This window comes from Azonexus hydrophilus DSM 23864 (genome assembly GCF_000429605.1).
Classification (GTDB): domain Bacteria; phylum Pseudomonadota; class Gammaproteobacteria; order Burkholderiales; family Rhodocyclaceae; genus Azonexus; species Azonexus hydrophilus.
On record NZ_AUCE01000001.1, the window covers coordinates 13,939 to 38,392 of the forward strand.

Below are 24,454 nucleotides of genomic sequence, written 5' to 3' on the forward strand. Positions count from 1 at the left end.
GCAGATTTTACCCGCCAATGCGCCCCAGGATGCTCTGCGCTTGCTCGACCAAGTCGCCGGAACCTTCGTTCAGCACTTCCTGCAACAGCTCGCGCGCCCCTTCAAGGTCGCCCATTTCCTCGTAGGCCTTGGCCAGATCGAGCTTGGTATTGACCTCTTCCCATTGCGCGTCATGAACCTCTGCTGCGGTTTCGTCCGCACCGGCACTGGCCTGGGACAACCCAGCCGGTTCCGGCAAATCAGCGGATTCGGTTTCCGTCGGTGAGGGTTCGGCGGAAAGATCCAGATTGATCGAGCCGATGTCGAACTCGGAAGGCATCATCGGCTGCCCCAGGAAGACCGAGTCGGAGAGCTTGACGTCGAAATCCATGTCATCCGCGCCCAGGGCCATCGGATTGACGATGGTATTGACCAGGTCAGGCGCATCCATGGTCAAGGGCTCGGCGGCAATTTCCGCTTCGACCTTAGACGCTTCTGCCGGAACTTCGACAGGCGTATCTTCTTCTACCACCACCGGCGTTACCGAGGTCGAAACCAGCGCCGCCAGGTCGTCGGCTTCCGGCATTTCCTCTACTGACACAGCACCCGCTTCAACTTCTGGCAGTTCGTCCAGCGCGAAGTCGCCGGTATCCACGGCTTGTCCGAAGTTACCGGCATTGGAAATCACCAGCGTGCCCTCGGGCGAGAAGTCGTGGGCAGGATCAGCAGCAGCGAACTCGTCCTCGACCGTCGCCGCTGGGGCTTCAACCGCGGCATCGAGCGGCGGCAGATCAAGTGCATCGAGCCCCTTGTCTTCCGGCTCGGCGTCGAGCGCGACAGCACCAAGCGAGGAATCTCCGCCGACCATGCCGCTCAGATCGAAGTCGAGCGCGTCCGGCGTGCTCTCACCGGTGACCACGGTATCGACGTAGGGCTCAGCCGGCCGCGGCACGGACAGGCTCAATTCCGCCTCGGCTGCTGCACCGGCTTCTTCAGTCAACTCTGCCACCGGTGCGGCATTGCCGAGATCGAAGTCCAGCGCCATCCCGTCATCGGCCGGTTCGGCAGCCGCAAATTCAGCGGCCATTGGCGATGTAGGCTCAAGCGCCGGCTCGGGTTCGGTGTCAAATTCCGGTTCGGCAAACGTCGGCGTCTCGAAAACGAGCGCATCGTCGGCACTGGTCTGCACCGGGGAGTCGACGCGCTCCGGCACATCCAGGGTGGCGGCAGCGGCCGTCGCGGCGGCTACCGCTGCGGTACTGGCAACCAGCGTGGCATCGGCATCGAAGGATTTGGCAAGCGACGGTTTGGCGGACTGTGCAGCCCCGCCGTACAGAGGATTCTCGGGGTCGATTTCGGCGCCCAGCGCCGCTACCTTCTCCCATTCCGGTCCAACACCTGCCGTCTGCGCATAGAGCTCGCTGGCCAGTGTTTCGAATTGCTTGATGCTGCGACGATTGGCGTAGATTTCAAGCAGCTTGGCGTGGATGGCCAAGCGACTCGGATCTTTCTGCATCGCCTCGAGGAGGATTTCCTCAGCCTGGGCGTCACGTCCGTAAGCCATATAGACATCGGCCTCGGCAACCGGATCGACTTCATCGGTATCGATCGTGCCCGGACCCGCCTGGCTGAACTCGCCGGTATGCGGCGGCGTGCTGGCGGTATCGACACTCTGGCCACCGGTCATGCGGAATACCGAATTCGGCCCGAGGCTGGATGGCGACGGCGCAGCCGTAGTTTCAGCACCGAGGGCATCCGGCTTGCGCCGACGACGATAGAGCAGAAGGCCGGTCAACAATGCAATCGCGGCAGCACCACCGGCCAGCGGCAGCGCATTGTCGAGCAGGGAGTCTTCCTCGACAGGCGCTTCCGGAACGACCGGCGCCGGCGCGACCGGCGGTTTGGTTTCAGCTGCCGGCGGCTCGGCCGCTGCAGGCTGAGCCGGCTCGGCTGGCGCTGGCGTCGTCGATGCTTCAGTGGCTGGCGCAGCCTGCTGGGCGGCGGGCTCGACCGGCGTCTCGGCCGGCTTGGTTTCAGGCACGGCCGCCTCGACTGCTGGCGCGGGCTTTTCCAGTTCGGCAAGTCGCTGGTTCTTCATTTCCAGCAACTTCTGTATTTCGGTCAGGTTGCGTTCAAGCTGCGTCACCCGCGCCTGCGACTCCTGCAGCGCCTTGTCGGCAGCAATGCGGTCGACCTCGGTGCCAGCCGGAGCATCGGCGCGCGACACCTTGACCTGATCGCGTGCGCTATCGACAGCCGGCGTCTTCTCCTCGACCTTGGGCGTGATCTTGCCAGCGGCACTCTGGGCCGCCGGCGACTCAGCCCGCGCCTCGGCCGCCGCAGCTGCCAGCTTGCGTCGGTAGGCAGCAAAATCGCCGGCCGACACGTAAACAGCGCGCGCCTCCTTTTCGGAAACGGCAGCAACACTGGCTTCATCCGGCACGTTCAGGATGACACCCGCCTTGAGACGATTGATGTCGTTCTCGATGAAGGCTTCGCGGTTGTTGCGATAGAGACCGACCAGCATCTGCTCGAGCGAGACGCTGGCGTAACGACGTTCATTGGCAATCCGCAGCAAGGTATCGCCACGTTCGACCAGCCGGGTTGAGGAATCGCCAGCCGGTGCCTTTTCCGGGGCCTTCGCAACCGGAGTCACGGCGGCGACTTCCGCTCTTTTGGGCGGCGGAGCCACCGTTTCAGGCGCGGCACCACCGCCCCTGACGGTTTCAACGATCTTGGCATCGACGCTGGTACGCATTCCCTGGCCGCTGGCAAACTCCGGCGGATCAAGCAGGAAAGTGTATTCCCGAACCAGGCGACCGGCCGGCCAGGTCAGCTCGACCAGAAAATCAAGGAAGGGCTCATTGACCGGACGCGCTGAACTCACGCGCAGGACCGATTTGCCGTTACTGCGTCGCTCCACCGCGAAGCGCAGGTCGGTCAGCGCCGAGGAGTATTCCACGCCAGCCTGTTTGAAAATATCCGGCGGCGCCAACCTGGCATTCATGCCAACCAGCTCCTCCCCCGTCGCCGAAAGCTCGACCTCGGCCTTCAGCGGCTGTCCCAGACTGGAGAAAACTGTCAGTTTCCCGAGTCCGGCAGCTTCGGCGGCCGTGGTCGCAAGCGACATACAGGAAGCGACGGCAAGCGCCAGCGCACATTTCTTGAATTTGGAAGAATTGTTCTCGGTCACGGCCATGCCCTGAGCGTATAACTTGGGAGAATCAAATTAACATCATGGACTTAGCAATGCAAGCTAAACCCGCTTCTCATTTACGGACTTTCAGCATATACCCAACAAATAAAAAACGGGGCAGATCGCCCCGTTTTTGCTAATCATGCCGAGTTCAGGCATCGAGCAGGATGCGCAGCATGCGCCGCAGCGGTTCGGCGGCACCCCACAGCAACTGGTCGCCGCAGGTGAAGGCAGCCAGGTACTCCGGGCCCATCGCCATCTTGTGCAGACGGCCGACCGGCACCGTCAGCGTGCCGGTAACGGCAGCCGGGGTCAGCTCGCGCTCGGAAATCTCGCGATCGTTCGGCACGACCTTGGCCCACTGATTGGCCTTGGCCAGCATGTCGCTGATTTCATCGAGCGGCACGTCCTTCTTCAGCTTGATGGTCAGCGCCTGGCTGTGGCAACGCATCGCGCCGATGCGTACGCACAGGCCGTCGATCGGGATCGAACCCGCCGTACGGAAAGCCGGCTTGCCGAGGATCTTGTTGCACTCGGCGCCGCCCTTCCACTCTTCCTTGGACTGGCCGTTTTCGTACGGCACGTCGATCCACGGAATCAGCGAGCCGGCCAGCGGCGTGTTGCGGAAGTTCTTCTTCGGGAAGCTGTCCGAACGAATGGTCTCGGCAACCTTGCGATCGATGTCGAGGATGGCCGAGGCCGGATCGGCCAGCAGGTCCTTGACCGAATCGTGGATGACGCCCATCTGGCTGATCAGTTCGCGCATGTTCTGCGCGCCGGCACCGGAAGCGGCCTGGTAGGTCATGGACGTGGCCCACTCGACCAGATCGTTCTGGAACAGGCCACCGAGGCCCATCAGCATCAGGGAAACGGTGCAGTTGCCGCCGATCCAGTTCTTGCCGCCCTTGGCCAGCGCATCCTTGATCACGTGCATGTTGACCGGATCGAGGATGATCACGGCGTCGTCAGCCATGCGCAGCGACGAGGCAGCATCGATCCAGTGGCCGTTCCAGCCGGCAGCGCGCAGCTTGGGGAAGACTTCCTTGGTGTAGTCGCCGCCCTGGCAGGTGATGATGATTTCGCAGGCCTTCAGCGCATCGATGTTGGACGCATCCTGCAGCGGCAGCGAGGCTTCCTTGCCGCCGAAGACCGGTGCCTTGCCGCCAGCGGCGGAGGTCGAGAAATAAACCGGATCGATATAGGCGAAATCGCCCTCTTCGACCATACGCTGCATCAGCACGGAACCAACCATGCCACGCCAACCGACCAGACCAACCTTCTTCATGACTCTCTCTCCAGATACAAGCTTTGTTTAACGCGCGAACCGCAGCTTTGGTTTACGCCAGCGCCGCCAGCACGGCGTCGCCCATTTCCTTCGTCCCGACCTTGTTGGTCCCGCGCTCGTAGATGTCGCCGGTGCGATAGCCCTGGGCCAGCACCTTTTTGACCGCGTTTTCCACCCGCAGTGCCTGTTCTTCCAGGCCGAAGGTGTAACGCAGCATCATCGCCGCCGACAGGATGGTGGCCAGCGGGTTGGCCACGCCTTTACCGGCGATGTCCGGGGCGGAGCCGTGCGAGGGCTCGTACAGGCCCTTGTTCTTGTCGTCGAGCGAGGCCGACGGCAGCATGCCGATCGAACCGGTCAGCATCGACGCCTCATCCGACAGGATGTCGCCGAACATGTTGCCCGTGACCATCACGTCGAACTGCTTCGGCGCCTTGACCAGTTGCATGGCGGCGTTGTCGACCAGCATGTGGCTGAGTTCGACATCCGGGTAGTCGTGGGCGATTTCGATCATCACGTCACGCCACAACTGCGTGCATTCGAGCACGTTCATCTTGTCCACCGAACACAGCTTCTTGTTGCGCTTCTGCGCCGCCTGGAAGGCAACATGGCCGATGCGGCGAATTTCCGACTCGCTGTAGACCATGGTATTGAAGCCAACGCGCTCGCCATTTTCCTCGCGCACGCCGCGCGGCTGGCCAAAATAAATGTCACCGGTCAGTTCGCGGACGATCAGGATGTCGAGCCCGGCAACGACTTCCGGCTTCAGCGTCGAGGCATTGGCCAGCTCCGGGTAGAGGATGGCCGGACGCAGGTTGGCGAACAGGTTGAGATCCTTGCGGATACCGAGCAGGCCACGCTCCGGGCGTTGCTCACGGGGCAAACCGTCCCACTGCGGGCCGCCGACGGCGCCGAGCAGCACGGCATCGGCTTCGCGTGCCAGTTTCTGGGTCGCTTCCGGATACGGGTTGCCGGTCGCATCGACCGCACCGCCGCCAAGCAGCGCCGTTTCCATTTCGAACTTGAGGTCGAGCGCATTGAGCACCCGCACCGCTTCGGCGGTGATTTCCGGACCGATGCCGTCACCCGGCAGCACACAAATCTTCATGTTTTCTCCTTATTGGGCGAACAGCCAGGGCTGCTCGACGCGGCGCTTCTCTTCGAAGGCCTTGATCTTGTCGGCGTGACGCAGGGTCAGGCCGATGTCGTCCCAGCCGTTGATCAGGCATTCCTTGCGGAAGGCATCGACCTGGAAGGGAATGGCGTGGCCGTCGGGGCGGACCACCGCCTGCGCCGGCAGGTCGACAACCAGCTTGTAGCCCGGCGTCGCCTCGACCTGCTGGAACAGCACCTCGATTTCGGCAGCCGGCAGCATGATCGGCAGGATGCCGTTCTTGAAGCAGTTGTTGAAGAAGATGTCGGCAAAGCTCTCGGCGATGATCGCCTTGAAACCGAAATCGAGCAGCGCCCACGGCGCGTGCTCGCGCGAACTGCCGCAGCCGAAGTTGGCGCGCGTCAGCAGTACTTCGGCCCCTTGGTAGCGCGGCTGGTTGAGCACGAAGTTGGGGTTCTTCGGGCGCTGCGAATTGTCCTGGCCGGGCTGGCCGACATCCATGTAGCGCCATTCGTCGAAGGCGTTCGGACCGAAGCCGGAACGCTTGATCGACTTGAGGAACTGCTTCGGGATGATCGCGTCGGTATCGACGTTGCTGCGATCAAGCGGCGCCACCAGCCCTTCGAGACGTACAAACTTATCCATCAGTCCACCACCTTCTGCACGGCTTCACCACCCTTTTTGAGCGCACCGCCAACAACTTCCCCTCCCTTATGCAGGGCACTTTCAACGGCCTCGCCCCCCTTCTGCAGGGCCTCACCGGTCTTTTCGGCACCGATCGCAACGTCCTTCTTGACACCTTGCGCGGTATTGCACGCAGCAATCCCGAAACACAACACAACCACCATCAGGAAACGCATCGTCATTACTCCTCAGAGAACGTCCCGCACATCGGCGAAACGGCCAGCAATGGCCGCAGCCGCCGCCATCGCCGGGCTGACGAGATGGGTCCGCCCACCCGGCCCCTGGCGCCCTTCGAAATTACGGTTCGAGGTCGAGGCGCAACGCTCGCCCGGCTCCAGACGGTCGGCGTTCATCGCCAGACACATCGAGCAGCCCGGCTCGCGCCACTCGAAACCGGCAGCAACGAACACTTTATCGAGGCCCTCTTCCTCGGCCTGGCGCTTGACCAGCCCGGAGCCCGGCACAGCCAACGCCAGCTTGACGTTGGCGGCGACATGACGGCCCTTGAGCACGGCAGCCGCCTGGCGCAGGTCCTCGATCCGCGAATTGGTGCACGAACCGATGAAAACCTTGTCGATGGCAATGTTCTGAATCGGCGTATTCGGGTTGAGCCCCATGTATTGCAACGCACGCTCCATGCCCTCGCGCTTGACCGGATCGGCTTCCTTGGCCGGATCGGGAACGACAGCGTCGATGCCGACCACCATTTCCGGCGACGTGCCCCAGGTCACCTGCGGCCGGATGTCTTCGGCCTTGAGCGTGACCACGCGATCGAACTGCGCGCCCGGGTCGGAATGCAGCGTACGCCAGTAGGCGACGGCTTTGTCCCAGGTTTCGCCCTGCGGCGAGAACGGCCGGCCATTCAGGTAGTTGATCGTGGTGTCGTCGACGGCGACGAAGCCCATCCGGGCGCCGCCTTCAATGGCCATGTTGCACAGCGTCATCCGGCCTTCCATCGACAGGCTGCGGATGGCGCTGCCGCCGAACTCGATGGCGTAACCGGTGCCGCCGGCGGTGCCGATGGCGCCGATGATGGCCAGCGCCACGTCCTTGGCGGTAACACCCTTGCCGAGCTTGCCTTCGACCGCGATCAGCATGGTCTTCGACTTCTTCTGCACCAGGCATTGCGTCGCCATCACGTGCTCGACTTCGGAGGTACCGATGCCGTGTGCCAGACAGGCGAAAGCGCCGTGCGTCGAGGTGTGCGAATCACCGCAGACGACGGTCATGCCTGGCAGCGTGGCGCCGTTTTCCGGACCGACGACGTGCAGGATGCCCATCCGCGGGTCTTTGAACGGGAAGTAGGCGAGTGCGCCGACTTCGCGGATATTGGCGTCCAGCGTCTCAACCTGCAGGCGGGAGATCGGGTCCTTGATCCCCTCGTCCCAGTGATCGGTCGGCGTGTTGTGATCGGGGGTCGAGACGATGGACGAAACGCGCCACGGCTTGCGGCCAGCCAGTTTCAGGCCTTCGAAAGCCTGCGGGCTGGTCACTTCATGGACGAGGTGACGATCGATATAGAGGAGTGCCGTGCCGTCTGCTTCCTGATGGACGACATGGTTCTCCCACAGCTTGTCGTAAAGTGTCTTCGACATGGGACCTGGCAGTGTGCGGTAAAGCCTTGAATTATTGCACAGGATCGGGCGTTTTTGCCGCCTGGAACACAGTGTCGGCCGTCACCCAGCGCCAGACCAGCAGCAGACCGGCCAACGCGAACACCGATCCGAGCGAGAAAGTCCAGCCGGCCCCCCAGTCATCCCAGGCCCAGCCGCTGACCAAGGCCCCGATCAGACCGCCGGCACCGAAGGACAGGCTGGAATAGAGCGCCTGCCCGCGCCCCTGCGCCTTACCCGGAAACCACTGGTTCACGGCGGCAATGGCGGCGGCATGATAAGCGCCGAAAGTCAGGCCGTGCAGCAGCTGAACGAAGATCATCGCCGCCACCGACTCGACCGCCCAGCCCATCAACAGGAAACGCAACACAGCCGCTGCAAAACTCAGCAGCAGGATGTCGCGCAGGCTGTAGCGGCGGGCGATCCGTGCCATCAACAGGAAGACGCCGATTTCTGCGAGCACTCCGAGCGACCACAGCAGGCCGACCGCCGTCTTGGCATAACCGTGACCGCTGAGGTGGATCGAATAAAACACGTAGAAACCGCCATGCGCCGCCGACATGGCAAAACACGCCCCCATCAGCGCCAGCACCCGCGGCTGGCGCAGGATGTCGCGGATCGGTGTTTCCTCGCCGGTCGCTGAATGGAGGGGCGCTTCCGGCAGAACCAAGGCAAAGACCAGAATGCCGAGCAGGATGAAGGCGCACACCCAGAGCACGCCGACCGGCGCCACCCAGTCAAGCAAGGCGCCGGTCCCCATCACTGCGATGATGAAACCGACCGACCCCCACAAGCGGATATTGCCGTAGCGTCCGCGCTCCTCGCGCAGGTGATCGAAGGTCAGCGTTTCGACCAGCGGCAACGCGGCGCTCCAGAACAAGGCCAGCACCGCCATCGCCACCAGCATGCCAGGCAGGCGGTCGAGCCAGAAGAAAGCGAGAAAGCCCGCCAGGCCAACTGCCCCAGCCAGCCGGATGACCGCCAGACGATGGCCGAAGTGATCGACCAGCCAGCCCCAGAGATTGGGACCGAACAGGCGCATCAGCTGCATCTGCGACATCAGCAGGCCGATGTCCCAGGCCGAGAAACTCAGCGACTGGAGATACAGCCCGAAATACGGCGAGAAAGCGCCGATGAAGGCGAAATAGAAGAAGTAATAGCCCGACAGACGCCAGTGCGGCAGGGCTTGCATACCGCGCTCCTAGCGTCGGCGCCGCCGGGCGGCGCGCAGTTCAGCCAACCGACTGCTGGCCGGCACGGAAGGCCAGCAGCATGTGATAGAGCTCGTCCTTGAGCTTGACCCGCTGTTTCTTCATGTCTTCCAGCGTGAAATCGGCAACCGGCATGTCGTGCGCTTCCAGATCCTCGACCTTGCCGGTCAGCCGGTTGTAGCTGGCGAGCTGACGCGAGAACAAGGCATTGCCCGCCTTGAGGGCGGTGATGGCATCGGCGAACTCCGGGAATTCGCTGAGAAGATCGTGATGGTCAACCTGCATGATGCTCCCCTTCAGTAGACACGGCCAGCCGCCATGGCCAGCCCGTGGAAAATCTCAGCCCGGCAGGCGTGGCGTCGTGCACACGACGTCGCCGCACTGCGCCCGGTGGCGCAAGGCATGATCGATCAGCACCAGCGCCAGCATCGCTTCGGCAATCGGCGTCGCCCGGATGCCGACACAGGGATCGTGGCGCCCCTGGGTCGCCACCTCGACCGCGTTGCCGTCGACATCGACCGAACGGCGCGCCTGGGCAATCGACGAGGTCGGCTTGATCGCCATGTTGACGACAATCCGCTGGCCGGTCGAAATACCGCCGAGCACGCCGCCAGCGTGGTTGCTGGCAAAACCCTGCGGCGTCATCTCGTCGCCGTGCTCGCTGCCCTTCTGGGCGACCGACGCAAAACCGTCGCCGACCTCGACACCCTTGACCGCGTTGATGCCCATCATCGCGTAGGCAATCTCGGCGTCGAGCCGGTCGAACACCGGCTCGCCCCAGCCCGGCGGCACACCGTCGGCGGTCACGGTTATCTTCGCGCCGACCGAATCGAGCGACTTGCGCAGGTCGTCCATGTAGCTTTCCAGTGTCGGCACGAGCGCGGCATTGGGCGCGAAGAAGGCGTTGCCGTCGATGTCGTCGGCGCTGACGAAAGGAATCTCGATCGGCCCGAGCGCGCTCATCCAGCCGCGGATGCTGACGCCGTAGCGTTCCTTCAGCCACTTGCGGGCAATCGCCCCGGCAGCGACGCGGACCGCCGTTTCGCGCGCCGACGAACGACCGCCGCCGCGATAGTCGCGGAAACCGTATTTCTGGGTATAGGTGTAATCGGCGTGACCGGGACGGAAGGTCGTCGCGATGTTGCCGTAATCCTTGCTGCGCTGGTCCTGGTTGCGGATCAGCAGCGCAATCGGCGTGCCGGTGGTCTTGCCCTCGAACACCCCGGACAGGATTTCGACGGTATCCGGCTCGCGGCGCTGGGTCACATGCCGCGAGGTGCCCGGCTTGCGCCGGTCGAGTTCGGCCTGGATGTCGGCTTCGCAGAGCGCCAGCCCCGGCGGGCAGCCATCGACGACACAACCGATTGCCGGACCATGCGACTCGCCAAAGGAAGTCACCGTAAACAGGGTGCCGAAGGTATTGCCGGACATGAAATCACACCATATTTGAGGAGGGCGGAGTGTACCACGCCGCCCCCTTGCCGCCCGCCCGCAGGACTCAGGCCGCCGTTTCTTCCGGCCAGTTCTTGATGTAGTTCTTGAGCAGCGCGTTCTCCAGGCCCTGCTCCTCAAGCACAGCCTTGGCCACGTCGAGGAAGGAAATCACGCCGAGCAACTGTCCGTTATCGACGACCGGCAGGTAGCGCGAGTGCTTTTCTATCATCAACCGGCGCAGGTCGTTGGCTTCCATGTCGGGGTAGGCAATCACCGGATCTGCAATCATGACGTCACCGAGCGGCAGATCGGTTCCCTGCCCGCCTGCCGCCTTAAGTGCCTTGAGCACTTCACGGAAGGTGACGATACCGACCATGCGCCCCTCGTCCATGACCACCAGCGAACCGACGTCCAGGTCGGCCATCGTCGCGATGGCCGAAGCCAGCGACTGCCCCGGTGTCGCGGTATACAGTGCGCCGCCCTTGACGCGGAGGATTTCCTTGACCTGCATTGTTCTCTCCTTGATTGCGCAGTGCGCTTTGCGACGATCTTAGATTAAGGCGGGCGTTTCGCAAAGGACTTGCGCCTGCCGCCCGGCAGCCGCCGTCGGGAATGACAGACAAAAGAAAGAAACTATCGACGTATTTAACAAAATTTATGGCTTTACCACTTGCCGAACGTCATAGGCCTATATAGAATTCGTCATATGACCTAAGTAATACCTGTTTAAGACGGTCAGATACGAATACATTTATTGCATAGGAGAGATTTCCATGACTTCCGTCAAAACCATCGAAAAAATCGACGCCCGCGAGATTCGCCGCAAGCTGGGCCTGAACCAGCAACAATTCTGGTCGGCACTGGGCGTTACCCAGAGCGGCGGCTCCCGCTACGAGAGCGGCCGCAACATGCCGAAGCCGGTTCGCGAACTGCTGCGCCTGGTTCACGTCGAGCAGATCGACATCCGCACCATCAAGCGCGATGACTGGGAAGTGGTCGAGTACCTCAAGGCCCAGGAGCCGGAGCTGTACAAGTCGCTGAAGAAGTCGGCGCGCAACCACGCCAAGAAGGCCGCCTGATTGACGCCCCGGCAACGGGGCACGGCAGCCGCAGCGGGCCTCAGGGTGAGACGATCACCTTGAGGCCCGTTTCTTTTTCGATCTGCGCGGCGAATTGCTGCATGACGGCCGCCGGCAGGGCGCTCAGGCGCGGTGCCGCCGGCTGCATCGACGGCCGTGCCAGCCCGTACAGATGGACGCCGGCGAGTTTGCCGGCCAGCGGTTGCAACAAGCGGCAATAGGCATCGGCCGATTCTTTCGCGGGCGCCTGCCCATCGAAGGCGAACCAGCAAGTCTGCACCCAGGTGCGCACCAGACCCGCACAGATTTCTAGATTGCGCGCCGCCTTTTCCGGCGAACCGGGAATCTCATTGACCAGGGCAATCTCGTCCGCCAGTGCCCGATCAAGCTTGAACCAGACCTCGCCCGCCAGTTCGGACAGGCGGCGCAACCCGTCCTGCACGCCCGGGCGGTGGACCAGGCTGCCATTGGTGATCAGACGCACCGGCAAGCCCGGCACCAGACGCTCGACGATGCGCCCGACCACATCGACGGCGGCGGCAAACTCGGCCGCCGAGGTCGGCTCGCCATTGCCGGAAAAGGCGACGTCGACCAGGCGACGCGCTTCGGGTGGCGCATGACGGGACAGGTAATCGCCATCAATCGCCGCCTGCAGGAAGCCCGACAACTCGCCCGCCAGCAGATCCAGGTCGATCGGCGGCGGCCCGCCGCGGCTCAGCCCCTCGACCTGGCAATAGACGCAGGCCCAGTTGCAGGCATTGTTCGGATTGAGATTGACGCCCACCGAGACCCCACCGGCACGTCGGGAAACGACCGGATAAACGTAGCGGAGGCCGGCGCTGTCGCGGCTGTGATCAACGGTGGTAAGCATGCCTGCATTGTATAATCGGGCGGTCCAACGGCGAACCCCTTGCCCATGCCAATCCACCGCAGTCAGGCACTCGCATGAACGAACCCGCACCGACCGTGCGCCCCGGCGGCAACTCGACGGCACTGGTGCTGACAGGTGGCGGGGCTCGCGCCGCCTACCAGGTCGGCGTTCTGCTGGCGGTCAGCAAACTGGCCGGCAAGCAGCGGCGACGCAATCCCTTCCCGATCATCTGCGGCACCTCCGCCGGCGCCATCAATGCCGTCGGCCTGGCCTGCCAGGCCGACAACTTCGGCCGGGCGGTCACCACCCTGGCCAGTTTCTGGCGCAACATGAAGGCCGGCGACATCTATCGCACCGACCCGATCGGCGTCGGCGCGGCCGGCGCGCGCTGGCTGTCGGCACTGGCTTTCGGCTGGCTACTCGGCCGGCCACCGCGCTCGCTACTCGACAACTCTCCCCTGCATTCGCTGCTGCACCGGAACATGGACCTGGCCGGCATCGACCGCGCGATCCGTCGCGGCGCCTTGCACGCGATCAGTATTTCCGCCTCCGGCTACGACTCGGGACAACACATCAACTTCTTTCAGGCTGCGACCGATGCCCAACCCTGGCACCGCTCGCAGCGCATCGGCGTCAAGACCGAACTGAGCATTGGCCACCTGCTGGCCTCCAGCGCCATTCCCTTCATCTTCCCGGCGACGCGGATCAATCGCGAATACTTCGGCGACGGCTCGATGCGTCAGATCGCCCCCTTGTCGCCGGCCATCCACCTCGGTGCCGAACGCCTGCTGATCGTTGGCGCGCCGCGTCGCGACGAACATCGGGAGCGGCTGCACACCGACGACTACCCTTCGCTCGCCCAGATTGCCGGCCATGCGCTGTCGAGCATCTTCCTTGACGGGCTGGCGGTGGACATTGAACGTGTCGAGCGCATCAACCGTACCTTGTCGGCGATTCCGGAGGATTTGCGGCAGGCGTCGGGAATCAAGCTGCGGCCGATCGACACCCTGGTCATTTCGCCCTCCGAGCGTATCGACCGGATCGCCGCCGAACACGCCCACACGTTACCCTGGCCGATCAAGCTCCTGCTTGGCGGGATCGGCGCGATGAACCGGCGCGGCGGCGCACTGACCAGCTACCTGCTGTTCGAAAAGCCCTTCACCCGCAAACTGATCGACCTCGGTTACGCCGACACGCTGGCCCGGGCCGGCGAAGTCGGCGATTTCCTCGAACTGTAGCTTACTGGCCGGCCTCGACCAGACGCCGGGCGCGAACGCCGGCGGCCAGGCGCTCAAGCACGAGCAGGCTGTCATCCCAGTGGATGCAGGCGTCGGTGATGCTCTGACCATAGGTCAGCGGCTTTTCCGGCGACAGGTCCTGACGCCCCTCGACCAGATGCGACTCGACCATGACCCCCATGATCCGCTCCTCGCCGGCGGAAAGCTGAGCGGCGACGCTGTCGCAGACCTCCATCTGCAGCTTGTACTGCTTACGGCTGTTGCCGTGCGAGAAATCGACCATCAGTCGCGCCGCCAGACCGGCCTTGGCGATTTCCTGGCAGGCTGCATCGACGCTGGCGGCGTCGTAGTTGGGCTCCTTGCCACCGCGCAGGATGACGTGGCAGTCCTCGTTGCCCATCGTGGACACGATGGCGGTATGGCCGGACTTGGTCACCGACAGAAAGTGGTGCGGCGAATTAGCCGAACGGATGGCGTCGACCGCGATCCGCATGTTGCCGTCGGTGCCGTTCTTGAAGCCGACCGGACACGACAGCCCGGAAGCCAGTTCGCGGTGCACCTGCGATTCGGTGGTACGGGCACCGATGGCGCCCCAGGCAATCAGGTCGGCCGTGTATTGCGGGGTGATCGTGTCGAGGAACTCGGTCGCGCAGGGCAGGCCGAGTTCGTTGATCTCGAGCAGGATGCGCCGCGCCAGGCGGATGCCTTCGTTGATACGGAAGGTATTGTCGAGGCGCGGGTCGTTGATCAGCCCCTTCCAGCCGACCGTGGTGCGCGGCTTCTCGAAGTACACGCGCATGACGACGATCAGGTCGTCGGCATACTTATCCGCCTCGCGGGCGAGACGCTTGGCGTACTCCATCGCTGCATCGTAGTCGTGGATCGAACAGGGGCCGATGACCACCAGCAGGCGGTCGTCAGCACCGTGCAGAACACGGTGGATGGCTTGGCGGGCGGCATAGGTCGTCTGCGCGGCGCGCCCGGAAGCCGGGTATTCGCGGAAAACGTGGGCCGGTGGTACCAGTTCCTTGATTTCCCTGATCCGTACGTCGTCGGTGACCGGTTTACCCGTAGCCGTGCTGTTCGCTGCCATGTCCTGAACCATCCAGTAGAAATTGCCGAAGATCGGCCATTCTACCGGAAGGCAAGGCGCTACGGCTTCACGGCAGTTGCGTCAGGTAATGCGAGAGGGAAACGATGTCTTCGTTCTTCAACGGCGCGGTGGCAATCCTCATCAGTTGATTGTTGCGCACGCCGGTACCGTCACGATAGTGAGTGATCGACTTCTTCAGGTAAGGCTGCTGCTGGCCGGCCAGCCGCGGATAGAGTTCGCTGCCGCGAGCATCTGCGCCATGGCAGCGGGCACACAGCTTGTCGAAGAGGACCTTGCCATGGGCGATCTGGCTGACATCGGCCTTGGAGGGCGGAACCGTGACGCTGGCGTAATAGAGGGCGATCTGGGCACGCTCCTCGTTGTTGAGGACCTTGATCAGGCCTTCCATGAATGCATCCTTGCGCTCGCCGGCACCGAACTTGCGAATCTGTTCGAGCAGGTAAGCGGGATGCTGACCGGCCAGATTCGGCACGTCGCTGGTCTTGGCAACGCCGTTTTCACCATGGCAATTGGCGCAGAAAAAGCTCGCCTTCTTGCCGGCAACAACTGCTGCCTGGAGCGTGGCCGGATCGGCCTGCAGGGCCTTCATGCGCTCGTGAGCCGCCGACTGGGCGAACAAGGGACCGCTCGCCAGCAGAGTGGCCAGAAACAGGATCACGCGCATGACTTGACTCCGGAAAATGACAATGCGGAATTATGCCGTCCCGCCCACCGTCAGTCCATCGATTCGCAGCGTTGGCTGCCCCACGCCGACCGGGACGCTCTGCCCTTCCTTGCCACAGGTGCCGACACCGGGGTCGAGGCGCAGGTCGTTACCGATCATCGACACCCGGGTCAGCGCGTCCGGGCCATTGCCGATCAGCGTCGCACCCTTGATCGGCCGGGTCACCTTGCCATCCTCGATGAGGTAGGCCTCGCTCATCGAGAAGACGAACTTGCCGCTGGTGATATCAACCTGACCGCCGCCGAAGTTGGCGGCGTAGATGCCCTTCTTGACCGAGGCGATGATTTCCTGCGGATCGTGCTCGCCGGCCAGCATCATGGTGTTGGTCATGCGCGGCAGCGGCAGGTGGGCGAAGGACTCGCGGCGGCCGTTGCCGGTCGGGGCGACGCCGCTCAGGCGGGCATTCAGGCTGTCCTGCATGTAACCTTTGAGGATGCCGTCCTCGATCAGCACGTTGCGCTGGGTCGGGTTGCCCTCGTCGTCGATGTTCAGCGAACCACGCCGGTCGGCGATGGTGCCGTCGTCGATGACGGTGACGCCCTTGGCGGCAACGCGTTCGCCGATGCGCCCGGAAAAGGCCGAGCTGCCCTTGCGGTTGAAATCACCCTCGAGGCCGTGGCCGACGGCTTCGTGCAGCAGGATGCCGGGCCAGCCGGAACCAAGAACGACGGTCATCTGCCCGGCCGGCGCCGCTTCGGCGCGCAGGTTGGTGACCGCCTGGTGCACCGCTTCGCTGGCGTAACGCTGCAGCACCTCGTCGTTGAAATAGCCGAAGTCGAACCGCCCACCGCCGCCCGAGGCGCCCTGCTCGCGCCGGCCGTTTTCCTCGACGATGACCGAGATCGAACAACGCACCAGCGGCCGGATGTCGGCGGCCAGCCGGCCGTCGGAACCGGCGACCAGGATCACCTCGTACTCGCCGGCGAGCGAGGCATTGACCTGCTGGACACGGGTATCGAGCGCCCGGGCGAAGCCTTCCAGGCGTTCGAGCAGTTTGACCTTGGCGTCCGCCGGCAGCGATGCCAGCGGATCGTTCGGCAGGTAGAGCGCGCGGGCGCCGGCCGAGGCGCGCAGCGCCGGCAGTACGCCGGACTGGCCGGCAGCGGCAATGGCACGCACCGCACTGGCCGCGTCGCCGAGCGCAGCAGCGCTGATGTCGTCGGAGTAGGCAAAGGCCGTCTTCTCGCCGGACAGGGCACGCACACCGACCCCCTGATCGATATTGAAGCTGCCCGATTTGACGATGCCCTCGTCGAGACTCCAGGCCTCGGAGCGCGAATACTGGAAGTAGAGATCGGCGTAATCGACCTGATGCGCCATGATCTGCCCAAAGGTCCGCGACAGGTCGGTTTCGCTCAGGGAGAAAGGCGTCAGCAGCAGGGATTCGGCTTGCGCCAGCGCGTTGGGTTGGCTCATGGAACGTCCTTATAGTTTGCGGTGGGCGAGCGCCGGCAGGCTCTCGCGGACTTCGGCAATGCGTTGGTGGTCGAGGTCGGCGATGACGACGCCCGGCCCTTTCAATTTACGGTCGAGAATTTCGCCCCAGGGGTCGACGATCATGCTGTTGCCGTGGGTCAAGCGACCGCTTTCGTGGCGCCCGCCCTGGCCGACGGCCAGCAGGTAACACTGGTTCTCGATGGCGCGGGCGCGCAACAGGATTTCCCAGTGCGCGCGACCGGTGGTTTCGGTAAACGCCGCCGGCATCAGGATCAGGTCAACCGCGCCGAGGCTGCGGTAGAGCTCGGGGAAACGCAGGTCGTAGCAGATCGACAGAGCCACACGCCCGAACGGTGTCGTTACCGCGACCGGCGTATCGCCGGCTTCGATGAAGGCGGCTTCATCGTAGGACTCGTCGCCCTTGCGGAAGCCGAACAGGTGGATCTTGTCGTAGCGGGCGACGCATTCGCCCTGCGGATTGAACACCAGGCTGCTGTTGCGCATCTTGTCCGGGACGCTGGCCGTCAGCGGAATCGAGCCGGCAAACACCCAGATGCCGTGACGCTGCGCGGTCTGCGCCAGCCAGTCCTGGATCGGCCCCTGGCCAAAGGCTTCGCGGGCACGGACGCGGTCGGCATCGACGGCGCCGATGACCGGAAAATATTCAGGCAGGACGACCAGCTGCGCGCCCTGCGCGACAGCGTCCTCGACCAGACGTCCGGCCACCACCAGATTGTCGGCGACGCGCGGCCCGGAGACCATCTGCAAGGCGGCGATACGGCAATTCTGCGGATTCATGGTTTCTTTTCCTGTACGTTGGCCGGCGCCTTTTCCTCGCCCAGGCCGAGTTTTTCCACCTGCGGATCGCTCCAGCTCCCGGTGACATGATAACGGTAGCTGAACACTCGGCTGAGCGGGTTCTTGAGCACGGTATTGGCAACCAGCGCCGCCGCGCCGGCCACTGGATTGACCAGCGCCGCCGCACCGATGGCCAGGGTACTGACCTCCGGCCGTACACCCACACGCAGATCCTGGGTTTCCTGCTTCAGGTCGGTACTGCCCTCGATCGCCACCTGCGCCGCCGGCCCGTTGATCATCAGGGGGCTGAGCGTGCGCATCATGCCGGCTTCGACCGCCAGCTTGCCTTCGATGCTGTCAAAGGCCAGCCCTTCGCTGAACAGGTCGCGAAAATCCAGCGTCAAGCGGCGCGGCAGCGATTGCAGCGAAATCAGGCCGAGCAGACGACCAACCCCGGGTTCGAGCTTGTTGAACTGCCCTTTTTCCGCCTTGACCTCAAGTTCGCCGCTCAGCGACGGGTAATGCAGGTCAGTCAATGGTCCATTCCAGCGCAGGCTACCGGCCAGCCGGGCCTTGCCCTGGCGGACCGCGTCCTCGTAGCCAAGCCGGGTCAGCAGCTTGCCGATATCGTTGGCCGTCAGTTCGAAGTCGAGATCGGTACGCTGACGCTGACCGCGCGTCCACCGACCACTACCGGCCAGTTCTCCGTCTGCGTTGCTCAGTCGCAGTTTCTCCAGCAACCAGGCCCCGCGTAGATTACGCGCCCGCAACTCAAGTTGGCCGAGCAACTTGTTGCCCAGACGCAGGTCATCGACCTGCAGATTCATGCCCGGCAGGCTGTCGATGACCGACGACGATGAGCTTCCCCCACCCGCTGATTGAGGCAGATGCAATTTTTGCAGCCGCCCCTCCACCCAACCGTCGCCAGCACTGCGCCAGACCAGGCTACCGGCCGACTCGCGCGTTTTCAGGTCGATCTTCCAGGATTGCGCCTGCGGCACCAGGCCGAGTTCGACTTCATGATAGTCGCCGCCGAACAGACGTAGCAGCGGCGTGCGCAAGCTGAGGGACGACAGTGGCAAGGCACTTTCGGCCGCCCCATCGCCTTCGGGAAGATAAGCGCGCCAGGCATCGCCATCGATTCTGGGCATCGCCACACGAACATCCAGCCCACTGGCGGGCAGGACAGCCTCAGCCGCCCCCAGGGCAAACGCTCCTCGGGTCCATTTGCCACCCTGACGCTGAATCACGCCGCGGGCCACATCGCCGAGGCTGATCCGGTATTGCTCGCTATCCGGGGCTGGTGCCGTCCGCTCGATACGCAATGGCAGGCGGGTTGTCGCCGACTTGTTGAGCAGGTCGGGCAAGGGCGAACTGATACCGAGCAGATCCGAGGTCACCAGCACGTAGGCATTGCGACGATGGATGACCAGGTCGGCCTTCCAGGGCGTGCTTCCGGCGAGTTGATCGAGCAGCGGCCAGCCGAAATGCCTTGCCACCTCGACGATTCCGGCGGTGCCGGCGGCACTGACCAGAACCTTGCCGCCTTCGCTACCGACCTTGACCCGCAACGGCCCGCCAAATCCACGGCCGGTGATTTCCGTGGCCGATATCGATCTGTCGGTCAGATCCAGCCGGCCATTGACCTGCGTGATCGTCGGCAGCCCCTCGACCAGATGCACCTGATTATCGTGAAAATGGTAGGCCCCGCGCATCCGCGTTTCCAGCGGGCGCCGCAAGGGAATATCGAGCTCGAGATCAAGACGGCCGTTGCCGACGGCACGCATGCCTTCGGTAAAGTGATCGATACTGGCAGCCACTGGACTGCGCTCGATGAAATCGAGAAATTCGCTGGTCGGACCGGTCGCCGCACCGCGCACCAGCAACACCTCGTCTTCGACGTCAAAATCAGGAATGACCACCGTCACATCCGGCAACTCGGCGCCCAGAATGCGGCCGGCGGTCGCATGAACGCGCATGCCGAAATCGAAGCTCATGTCGCCACTGACCCCTTCGATGACTGGCCAGCCATCGGCATAGTCGATCCGCGCATCACGCGCCTTGGCGGTCACCAGGAATTTGCCGGTGGCCGGATCGCGGAACGGGAAATCGTGCAGATTGCCCTTGAGCACCAGCCGGGCGTCGTGGGCAGTACCACCAGTGATGCCGCGCCGTAGCCATTCCCGGGCATCACGATTGACCGCGTGCGGCATGTAGCGCCACACCGCGTTGCCGTTGGCCCGCTCGATGCTGGCTTCGAGATCGATCTCGCCCGGCCCGTCGCCATTGAAACGATATTTGCCCTGAGCCTTGCCGGTGGCGTCCGGACCGGAGAACAGCACCTCCTCGATGGCGACCTCGAGTGCCGCCGGCGTGTTCTTCCAGCCGACCCGCGCCTTGAGCGTGTCGAAGGCGATATCCGGCTCGGGAAACACAGCCGGCAAGGACAGCGAGGACTGCGCCGCATCGATCTGCACCCGCCCGCCCTTCTCGCTCAAGTCGATGCTGCCGGCCAGACCGAGCGCCCCGGGAAAATAGTCCTGAGCCTGCACGCCCAGGCCGGAGAAGCCTGCAGCCAGGGCATAACGCGTCAGCTTGTCGCCCTGCAAGCCCCAACTGGCCCGCAGGTCGCTGATCCGGCCTTGCGGCGCATAAGCCTGCAACAGTTCCCGGCTACGCGCATCGAGCGGCAGGTGGCCAGCCAGCTGGGCCAGTACCGCGAGATCGAGGCGATTGGCGCGCAGATTGCCATTGATCCCGCCCGGCAGATTGCGCCAATCCACATGAAAATCCGTCGGCGCAACGTGCACCCCGTCGCTGGTCTGCAATTCGAGCTTCTGCGCCGTCACCGCCCAGGCATCACTGCGGTATTCACCAAGCAGGCGCCCACGCATTGCCGACAGATCGAGGACCGGCAGTTGCTCGCCGAGGCGGACGCTGAGGTCGGCCAGGGCCAGATCGGCAGTCAGTTTGCCGTTGCCCTCGGCCAGTTTCCCCCACAGACGCAAACCACCGCGACCACGCGGCAGGGATACCGGGTAATCGATCCACGGCTGCCAGCCGGCCAGATCGGCGCGATCGACTTCCAGATACAGACTGCCCGAGTAATGCTCAAGCGCCTCGTGCATATCCCCATACACCTCGCCACGCAGATCGATGCGCGTCGACAGTTCCGCCGGCGGCAAGGCCGACAGCCCGAACCGGTGTCGCCGCCCCCGGTTGTCCAGGCCGAACTGGAGGTCTTCGAGCACCAGCGGCGGCGCCCCGCGCAGGGCATCCTCCCAGACGATGGTGGCGTCATGGACACGGATGCGTAACTGGTCCAGCACCCACTCGGCGAAAGCCGGATCACCGCCGTCGTCTGAAGCCATCCCGGCAACACGGATTCGCCCGTCGACATCGCGCCGGACATGCAGCACCGGTCGGTCGAAGGACAATAACGCCAAGACCGGCTGGAACTGCCACAGGCTGTGCCAGGAGAGGACGGTATCGATACGCTCAAGCGTCAGTGCCGGCTGGCCGTCGGCGTCGAGCAGTGAGACGCCGTCGAGGACCAGTTCGGGATTGAGCCCGCGCCAATGCGCCTCAATCCGCGCAATCCGCACCGGCTGACCAACCGCCTGGCTGGCCAGCCCTTCGATCTCGCCCCGGTAGTCGGCCACCGATGGCAGGATGACGAAACGCAGGGCCAGCACCAGCGCCACGAACAGCAACCAACTGGCCAGCACCAGCCAGCCGGCCAGCCGCAGCGCACGCGCGACCCAGGGCCGGCCGAGCAAGGCACGCAAGCCATGCAGCCGGTAGTACAGTGCCCGGCGCGAATCCGGGGAAAGTTCGGGAATGGGGTGGCTGGACGGATTACTCAAGCGTCGCGTCGCTTTGCCAGAAAGGGTGATAGATCACTACAATCGAAAGACTGAAAACAGGACGACCATTCTACCCTCTCGGCAGGGAGCCGAACGCAAACATGGACACCACCCCGATCGACCCCCGCTGGCAAAGGGCACTGGCCCACAGCCGTTACCTGAGCAACCTGCTGCAGGCCCGCCCGGCACTGATTGCCGAACTGGCCGCCGACTGGTTGCGCCCACTCGACGAAGAAATGCTGCGGTCACCGTTGAACCGCCCGTTCGCCAACGACGAAGCCCTGAAAACCGGCCTGCGCCACCTGCGTCAGCGGGCCATGGCGCACATCGCGCTGCGCGACCTGTGCGGCGTCGCCCCCCTGGCCGAAGTCGTCGAAAGCATGACCCTGCTCGCCGACGTCACCACCAATTTCGCCCTCGAACACTATCACCGTCAGCTTGCCGCCACCCACGGCGAACCGCTGGACACCCAAGGCCGGCCACAACGCATGCTGGTGATCGGCATGGGCAAGCTCGGCGGACGCGAGCTGAACGTCTCGTCCGACGTCGACTACATCTTCATCTACCCCGAGGAAGGCGACACCGCCGGCCCGAAGTCGATCGAGAATTACGACTTCTTCACCCGCCTCGGCAAACGCGTGATCCAGGCGCTCGGCGACATCACCGCCGACGGCCAGGTCTTCCGCGTGGACATGCGCCTGCGCCCGAACGGCGACTCCGGGCCGCTGGTCTGCTCGCTCGACTCGCTCGAGAACTACTTCATCACCCAGGGCCGCGAGTGGGAGCGCTACGCCTGGATCAAGGGCCGGACGATGAACACCGGCGTCAACCTGCAGCCGGAATGGATCGAGGCGATGCAGAAGATCGCCCGTCCCTTCGTCTTCCGCAAATACCTCGACTTCGGCGCGATCAACGCGATGCGCGACCTGCATGCGCAGATCCGCCGCGAAGTCGCGCGCAAGGACATGGCCGACCACGTCAAGCTGGGCCCTGGCGGCATCCGTGAAATCGAATTCATGGCCCAGGTCTTCCAGTTGATCCGCGGTGGCCGCGACCCCGGCCTGCAGATCCGGCCAACCCTGTCGGTGCTCAAGCAACTGGTGGCCCGCCAGCTGATCCCCGCCGAAACCGAACAGGAACTGCGCGAAGCCTACGTCTTCCTGCGCCGCCTGGAACATCGCCTGCAATACGTCAACGACGCGCAAACGCACATGCTGCCGAGCGACCCCGAGGAGCGCCAGAAAATCGCCGCCAGCATGGACTTTGCCGACTGGCCGGCAATGCTGGCCGTGCTCGACGCGCATCGCAGCAAGGTCAGCCAGCATTTCGAGGCCATTTTCTCCGACCCCGAAGCCGGCGACCACCCGCTGACCGGTCTGTGGCTCGGCCAGCTTGACGACGACACCGCCATCGAAGCCTTCGGCAACCTCGGCTTTCGCCGCCCCCAGGACGCCATCGCACGCCTGGCCGATCTGCGCGCCGCCAGCCGCTACCAGCAATTGCCGGCCAGCAACCGGCAGCGCCTCGACGCGGTTGGCCCGCGCCTGATCGAAGCCGCCGGCCAGACCAGCGATCCGGACACGACGCTGGTCCGTGGCATCACCTTCCTCGAAGGCATTGCCCGGCGCGGCGCCTACCTGGCGCTGCTGCAGCAATACCCGCTGGCGCTCAAGCGCGTCGCCGACATGATGTGCGCCTCGACCTGGGCCAACGAATACCTCAACCGCTATCCGCTGCTGCTCGACGAACTGCTCGACCCCCGGCTCTACGACAGCGCCACCGACTGGAACGGTTTCCGCGAGCAATTGCGCATCAGCCTGGCCGATCACCTCGACGATACCGAGCGCGAGATGGACATCCTGCGCGAGATGCACCATGCCCAGGTCTTCCGCCTGCTGGCGCAGGACCTGGCCGGCCTGCAGACCATCGAGTCGCTGTCCGACCACCTCACCGAACTGGCCGACAGCATCGTCCAGGAAACCCTGCCGCTGGTCTGGCGCAAGATCAAGAAACGCCATTGCGAAACGCCGAAATTCGCCGTCATCGGCTACGGCAAGATGGGCGGCAAGGAGCTCGGCTACGCCTCCGACCTCGACCTCGTCTATCTCTACGAGGACGACGATCAGGACGCCCAGGAAAACTACACCCGCCTGGCCCAGCGCATGAACACCTGGCTATCGAGCCAAACCTCGGCCGGCATCCTGTTCGAGACCGACCTGCGCCTGCGCCCCAACGGCGACGCCGGCCTGCTGGCGGTCACCGTCGATGCCTTCCGCGACTACCTGCTGAACCATGCCTGGACCTGGGAACACCAGGCACTGACCCGCGCCCGCTTCTGCGCCGGCGACAAGTCAGTGGGCGCTCGCTTCGAAGCCATCCGTTGTGAAATACTGCAACAACCGCGCGATCTCGCCAAACTGCACGAGGAAGTCATCGCCATGCGGCGCAAGATGTACGACGCCCATGCCTCGAAAAGCGACAGCCATTTCGGCCTCAAGCACGACCCGGGCGGTATCATCGATGTCGAGTTCATCGTCCAGTACCTGGTCCTCGGCCACGCCCACCGGCACCCGGAACTGACCGGCAACCTGGGCAATATCGCCCTGCTGCGCATCGCTGGCGAACTCGGCCTGATCGAACCGGAACTGGCGCTGGCCGCCGGCAACGCCTACCGCGAATACCGTCGCCTGCAACACATCCGCCGACTGTCGGCAACGCCGAAAGCCCCAGTACTGCGGGAAGAGGTCGAACGCCACATTGCCGCAGTCGGCGCACTCTGGCACGCGGTTTTCGACGAACGCAACTGAGCGC

Annotated in this window: 19 protein-coding genes; 3 read left to right on the top strand and 16 right to left on the bottom strand. The window is 64.0% G+C overall.

Annotated elements, in window-relative coordinates:
• Positions 1 to 7 precede the first annotated feature (7 nt).
• The 10 genes from G471_RS16225 to G471_RS0100135 all read right to left on the bottom strand — a co-directional run bounded on the left by G471_RS16225 (position 8) and on the right by G471_RS0100135 (position 11,027).
• Positions 8 to 3,172: a motility hub landmark protein FimV gene (locus G471_RS16225; protein ID WP_169720475.1), complete on the bottom strand. Its 3,165-nt coding sequence runs from the start codon at positions 3,170 to 3,172 to the stop codon at positions 8 to 10.
• Between the two features lie 154 nt (positions 3,173 to 3,326).
• Positions 3,327 to 4,460: an aspartate-semialdehyde dehydrogenase gene (gene asd / locus G471_RS0100095; RefSeq protein ID WP_028993508.1), complete on the bottom strand. Its 1,134-nt coding sequence runs from the start codon at positions 4,458 to 4,460 to the stop codon at positions 3,327 to 3,329.
• A 52-nt stretch (positions 4,461 to 4,512) separates the two neighbouring features.
• Positions 4,513 to 5,568, bottom strand: a complete 1,056-nt coding sequence (gene leuB / locus G471_RS0100100) for a 3-isopropylmalate dehydrogenase (protein WP_028993509.1) — start codon at positions 5,566 to 5,568, stop codon at positions 4,513 to 4,515.
• Positions 5,569 to 5,577: 9 nt separating this feature from the next.
• The gene (gene leuD, locus G471_RS0100105) at positions 5,578 to 6,219 is read right to left on the bottom strand and encodes a 3-isopropylmalate dehydratase small subunit (RefSeq protein ID WP_028993510.1); all 642 of its coding nucleotides are present in this window, start codon (positions 6,217 to 6,219) and stop codon (positions 5,578 to 5,580) included.
• The gene (locus G471_RS0100110) at positions 6,219 to 6,434 is read right to left on the bottom strand and encodes a hypothetical protein (protein ID WP_028993511.1); all 216 of its coding nucleotides are present in this window, start codon (positions 6,432 to 6,434) and stop codon (positions 6,219 to 6,221) included. The genes leuD and G471_RS0100110 overlap by 1 nt, the downstream gene beginning before the upstream one ends.
• Before the next feature lie 12 nt (positions 6,435 to 6,446).
• Complete coding sequence (leuC, locus tag G471_RS0100115; protein WP_028993512.1) at positions 6,447 to 7,853, bottom strand: 3-isopropylmalate dehydratase large subunit; 1,407 nt, start codon at positions 7,851 to 7,853, stop codon at positions 6,447 to 6,449.
• A 31-nt stretch (positions 7,854 to 7,884) separates the two neighbouring features.
• A complete protein-coding gene (locus G471_RS0100120; RefSeq protein ID WP_028993513.1) occupies positions 7,885 to 9,063 on the bottom strand; it encodes an MFS transporter in 1,179 nt (392 codons plus the stop codon).
• Between the two features lie 40 nt (positions 9,064 to 9,103).
• On the bottom strand, positions 9,104 to 9,367 hold the full coding sequence (locus tag G471_RS0100125; RefSeq protein ID WP_028993514.1) for an HP1242/YdcH family protein: 264 nt from the start codon (positions 9,365 to 9,367) through the stop codon (positions 9,104 to 9,106).
• Positions 9,368 to 9,421: 54 nt separating this feature from the next.
• Positions 9,422 to 10,513: a chorismate synthase gene (gene aroC, locus G471_RS0100130; protein WP_028993515.1), complete on the bottom strand. Its 1,092-nt coding sequence runs from the start codon at positions 10,511 to 10,513 to the stop codon at positions 9,422 to 9,424.
• 67 nt (positions 10,514 to 10,580) lie between these two features.
• Positions 10,581 to 11,027: a CBS domain-containing protein gene (locus tag G471_RS0100135; protein ID WP_028993516.1), complete on the bottom strand. Its 447-nt coding sequence runs from the start codon at positions 11,025 to 11,027 to the stop codon at positions 10,581 to 10,583.
• A gap of 262 nt (positions 11,028 to 11,289) precedes the next feature.
• Here G471_RS0100135 and G471_RS0100140 point away from each other — a divergent pair, with 262 nt between their 5' ends.
• Positions 11,290 to 11,595, top strand: a complete 306-nt coding sequence (locus G471_RS0100140; RefSeq protein ID WP_028993517.1) for a helix-turn-helix domain-containing protein — start codon at positions 11,290 to 11,292, stop codon at positions 11,593 to 11,595.
• Positions 11,596 to 11,635: 40 nt separating this feature from the next.
• Here the strand turns inward: G471_RS0100140 and G471_RS0100145 are convergent, their stop codons facing one another.
• Complete coding sequence (locus G471_RS0100145; protein ID WP_028993518.1) at positions 11,636 to 12,466, bottom strand: radical SAM protein; 831 nt, start codon at positions 12,464 to 12,466, stop codon at positions 11,636 to 11,638.
• 74 nt (positions 12,467 to 12,540) lie between these two features.
• Here G471_RS0100145 and G471_RS0100150 point away from each other — a divergent pair, with 74 nt between their 5' ends.
• Positions 12,541 to 13,704 carry a patatin-like phospholipase family protein gene (locus G471_RS0100150; RefSeq protein ID WP_051295176.1) on the top strand — a complete coding sequence of 388 codons (1,164 nt, stop codon included), beginning with the start codon at positions 12,541 to 12,543 and terminating at the stop codon, positions 13,702 to 13,704.
• Between the two features lies 1 nt (position 13,705).
• Here the strand turns inward: G471_RS0100150 and aroG are convergent, their stop codons facing one another.
• The 5 genes from aroG to G471_RS0100175 form a co-directional block, all read right to left on the bottom strand.
• Entirely contained in the window at positions 13,706 to 14,797 is a 1,092-nt protein-coding gene (aroG, locus tag G471_RS0100155) for a 3-deoxy-7-phosphoheptulonate synthase AroG (RefSeq protein ID WP_028993520.1), read from the bottom strand.
• Positions 14,798 to 14,864: 67 nt separating this feature from the next.
• A complete protein-coding gene (locus tag G471_RS0100160) occupies positions 14,865 to 15,482 on the bottom strand; it encodes a c-type cytochrome (protein ID WP_043420499.1) in 618 nt (205 codons plus the stop codon).
• Between the two features lie 30 nt (positions 15,483 to 15,512).
• Positions 15,513 to 16,958 carry a metalloprotease TldD gene (gene tldD / locus G471_RS0100165; RefSeq protein ID WP_028993522.1) on the bottom strand — a complete coding sequence of 482 codons (1,446 nt, stop codon included), beginning with the start codon at positions 16,956 to 16,958 and terminating at the stop codon, positions 15,513 to 15,515.
• A 9-nt stretch (positions 16,959 to 16,967) separates the two neighbouring features.
• The gene (locus G471_RS0100170) at positions 16,968 to 17,777 is read right to left on the bottom strand and encodes a carbon-nitrogen hydrolase family protein (protein WP_028993523.1); all 810 of its coding nucleotides are present in this window, start codon (positions 17,775 to 17,777) and stop codon (positions 16,968 to 16,970) included.
• The gene (locus tag G471_RS0100175; RefSeq protein ID WP_157272413.1) at positions 17,774 to 21,643 is read right to left on the bottom strand and encodes a YhdP family protein; all 3,870 of its coding nucleotides are present in this window, start codon (positions 21,641 to 21,643) and stop codon (positions 17,774 to 17,776) included. The genes G471_RS0100170 and G471_RS0100175 overlap by 4 nt, the downstream gene beginning before the upstream one ends.
• A 101-nt stretch (positions 21,644 to 21,744) precedes the next feature.
• Between G471_RS0100175 and glnE the strand changes: the two genes are divergently transcribed.
• Entirely contained in the window at positions 21,745 to 24,450 is a 2,706-nt protein-coding gene (gene glnE, locus G471_RS0100180; protein ID WP_051295177.1) for a bifunctional [glutamate--ammonia ligase]-adenylyl-L-tyrosine phosphorylase/[glutamate--ammonia-ligase] adenylyltransferase, read from the top strand.
• Positions 24,451 to 24,454 lie beyond the last annotated feature (4 nt).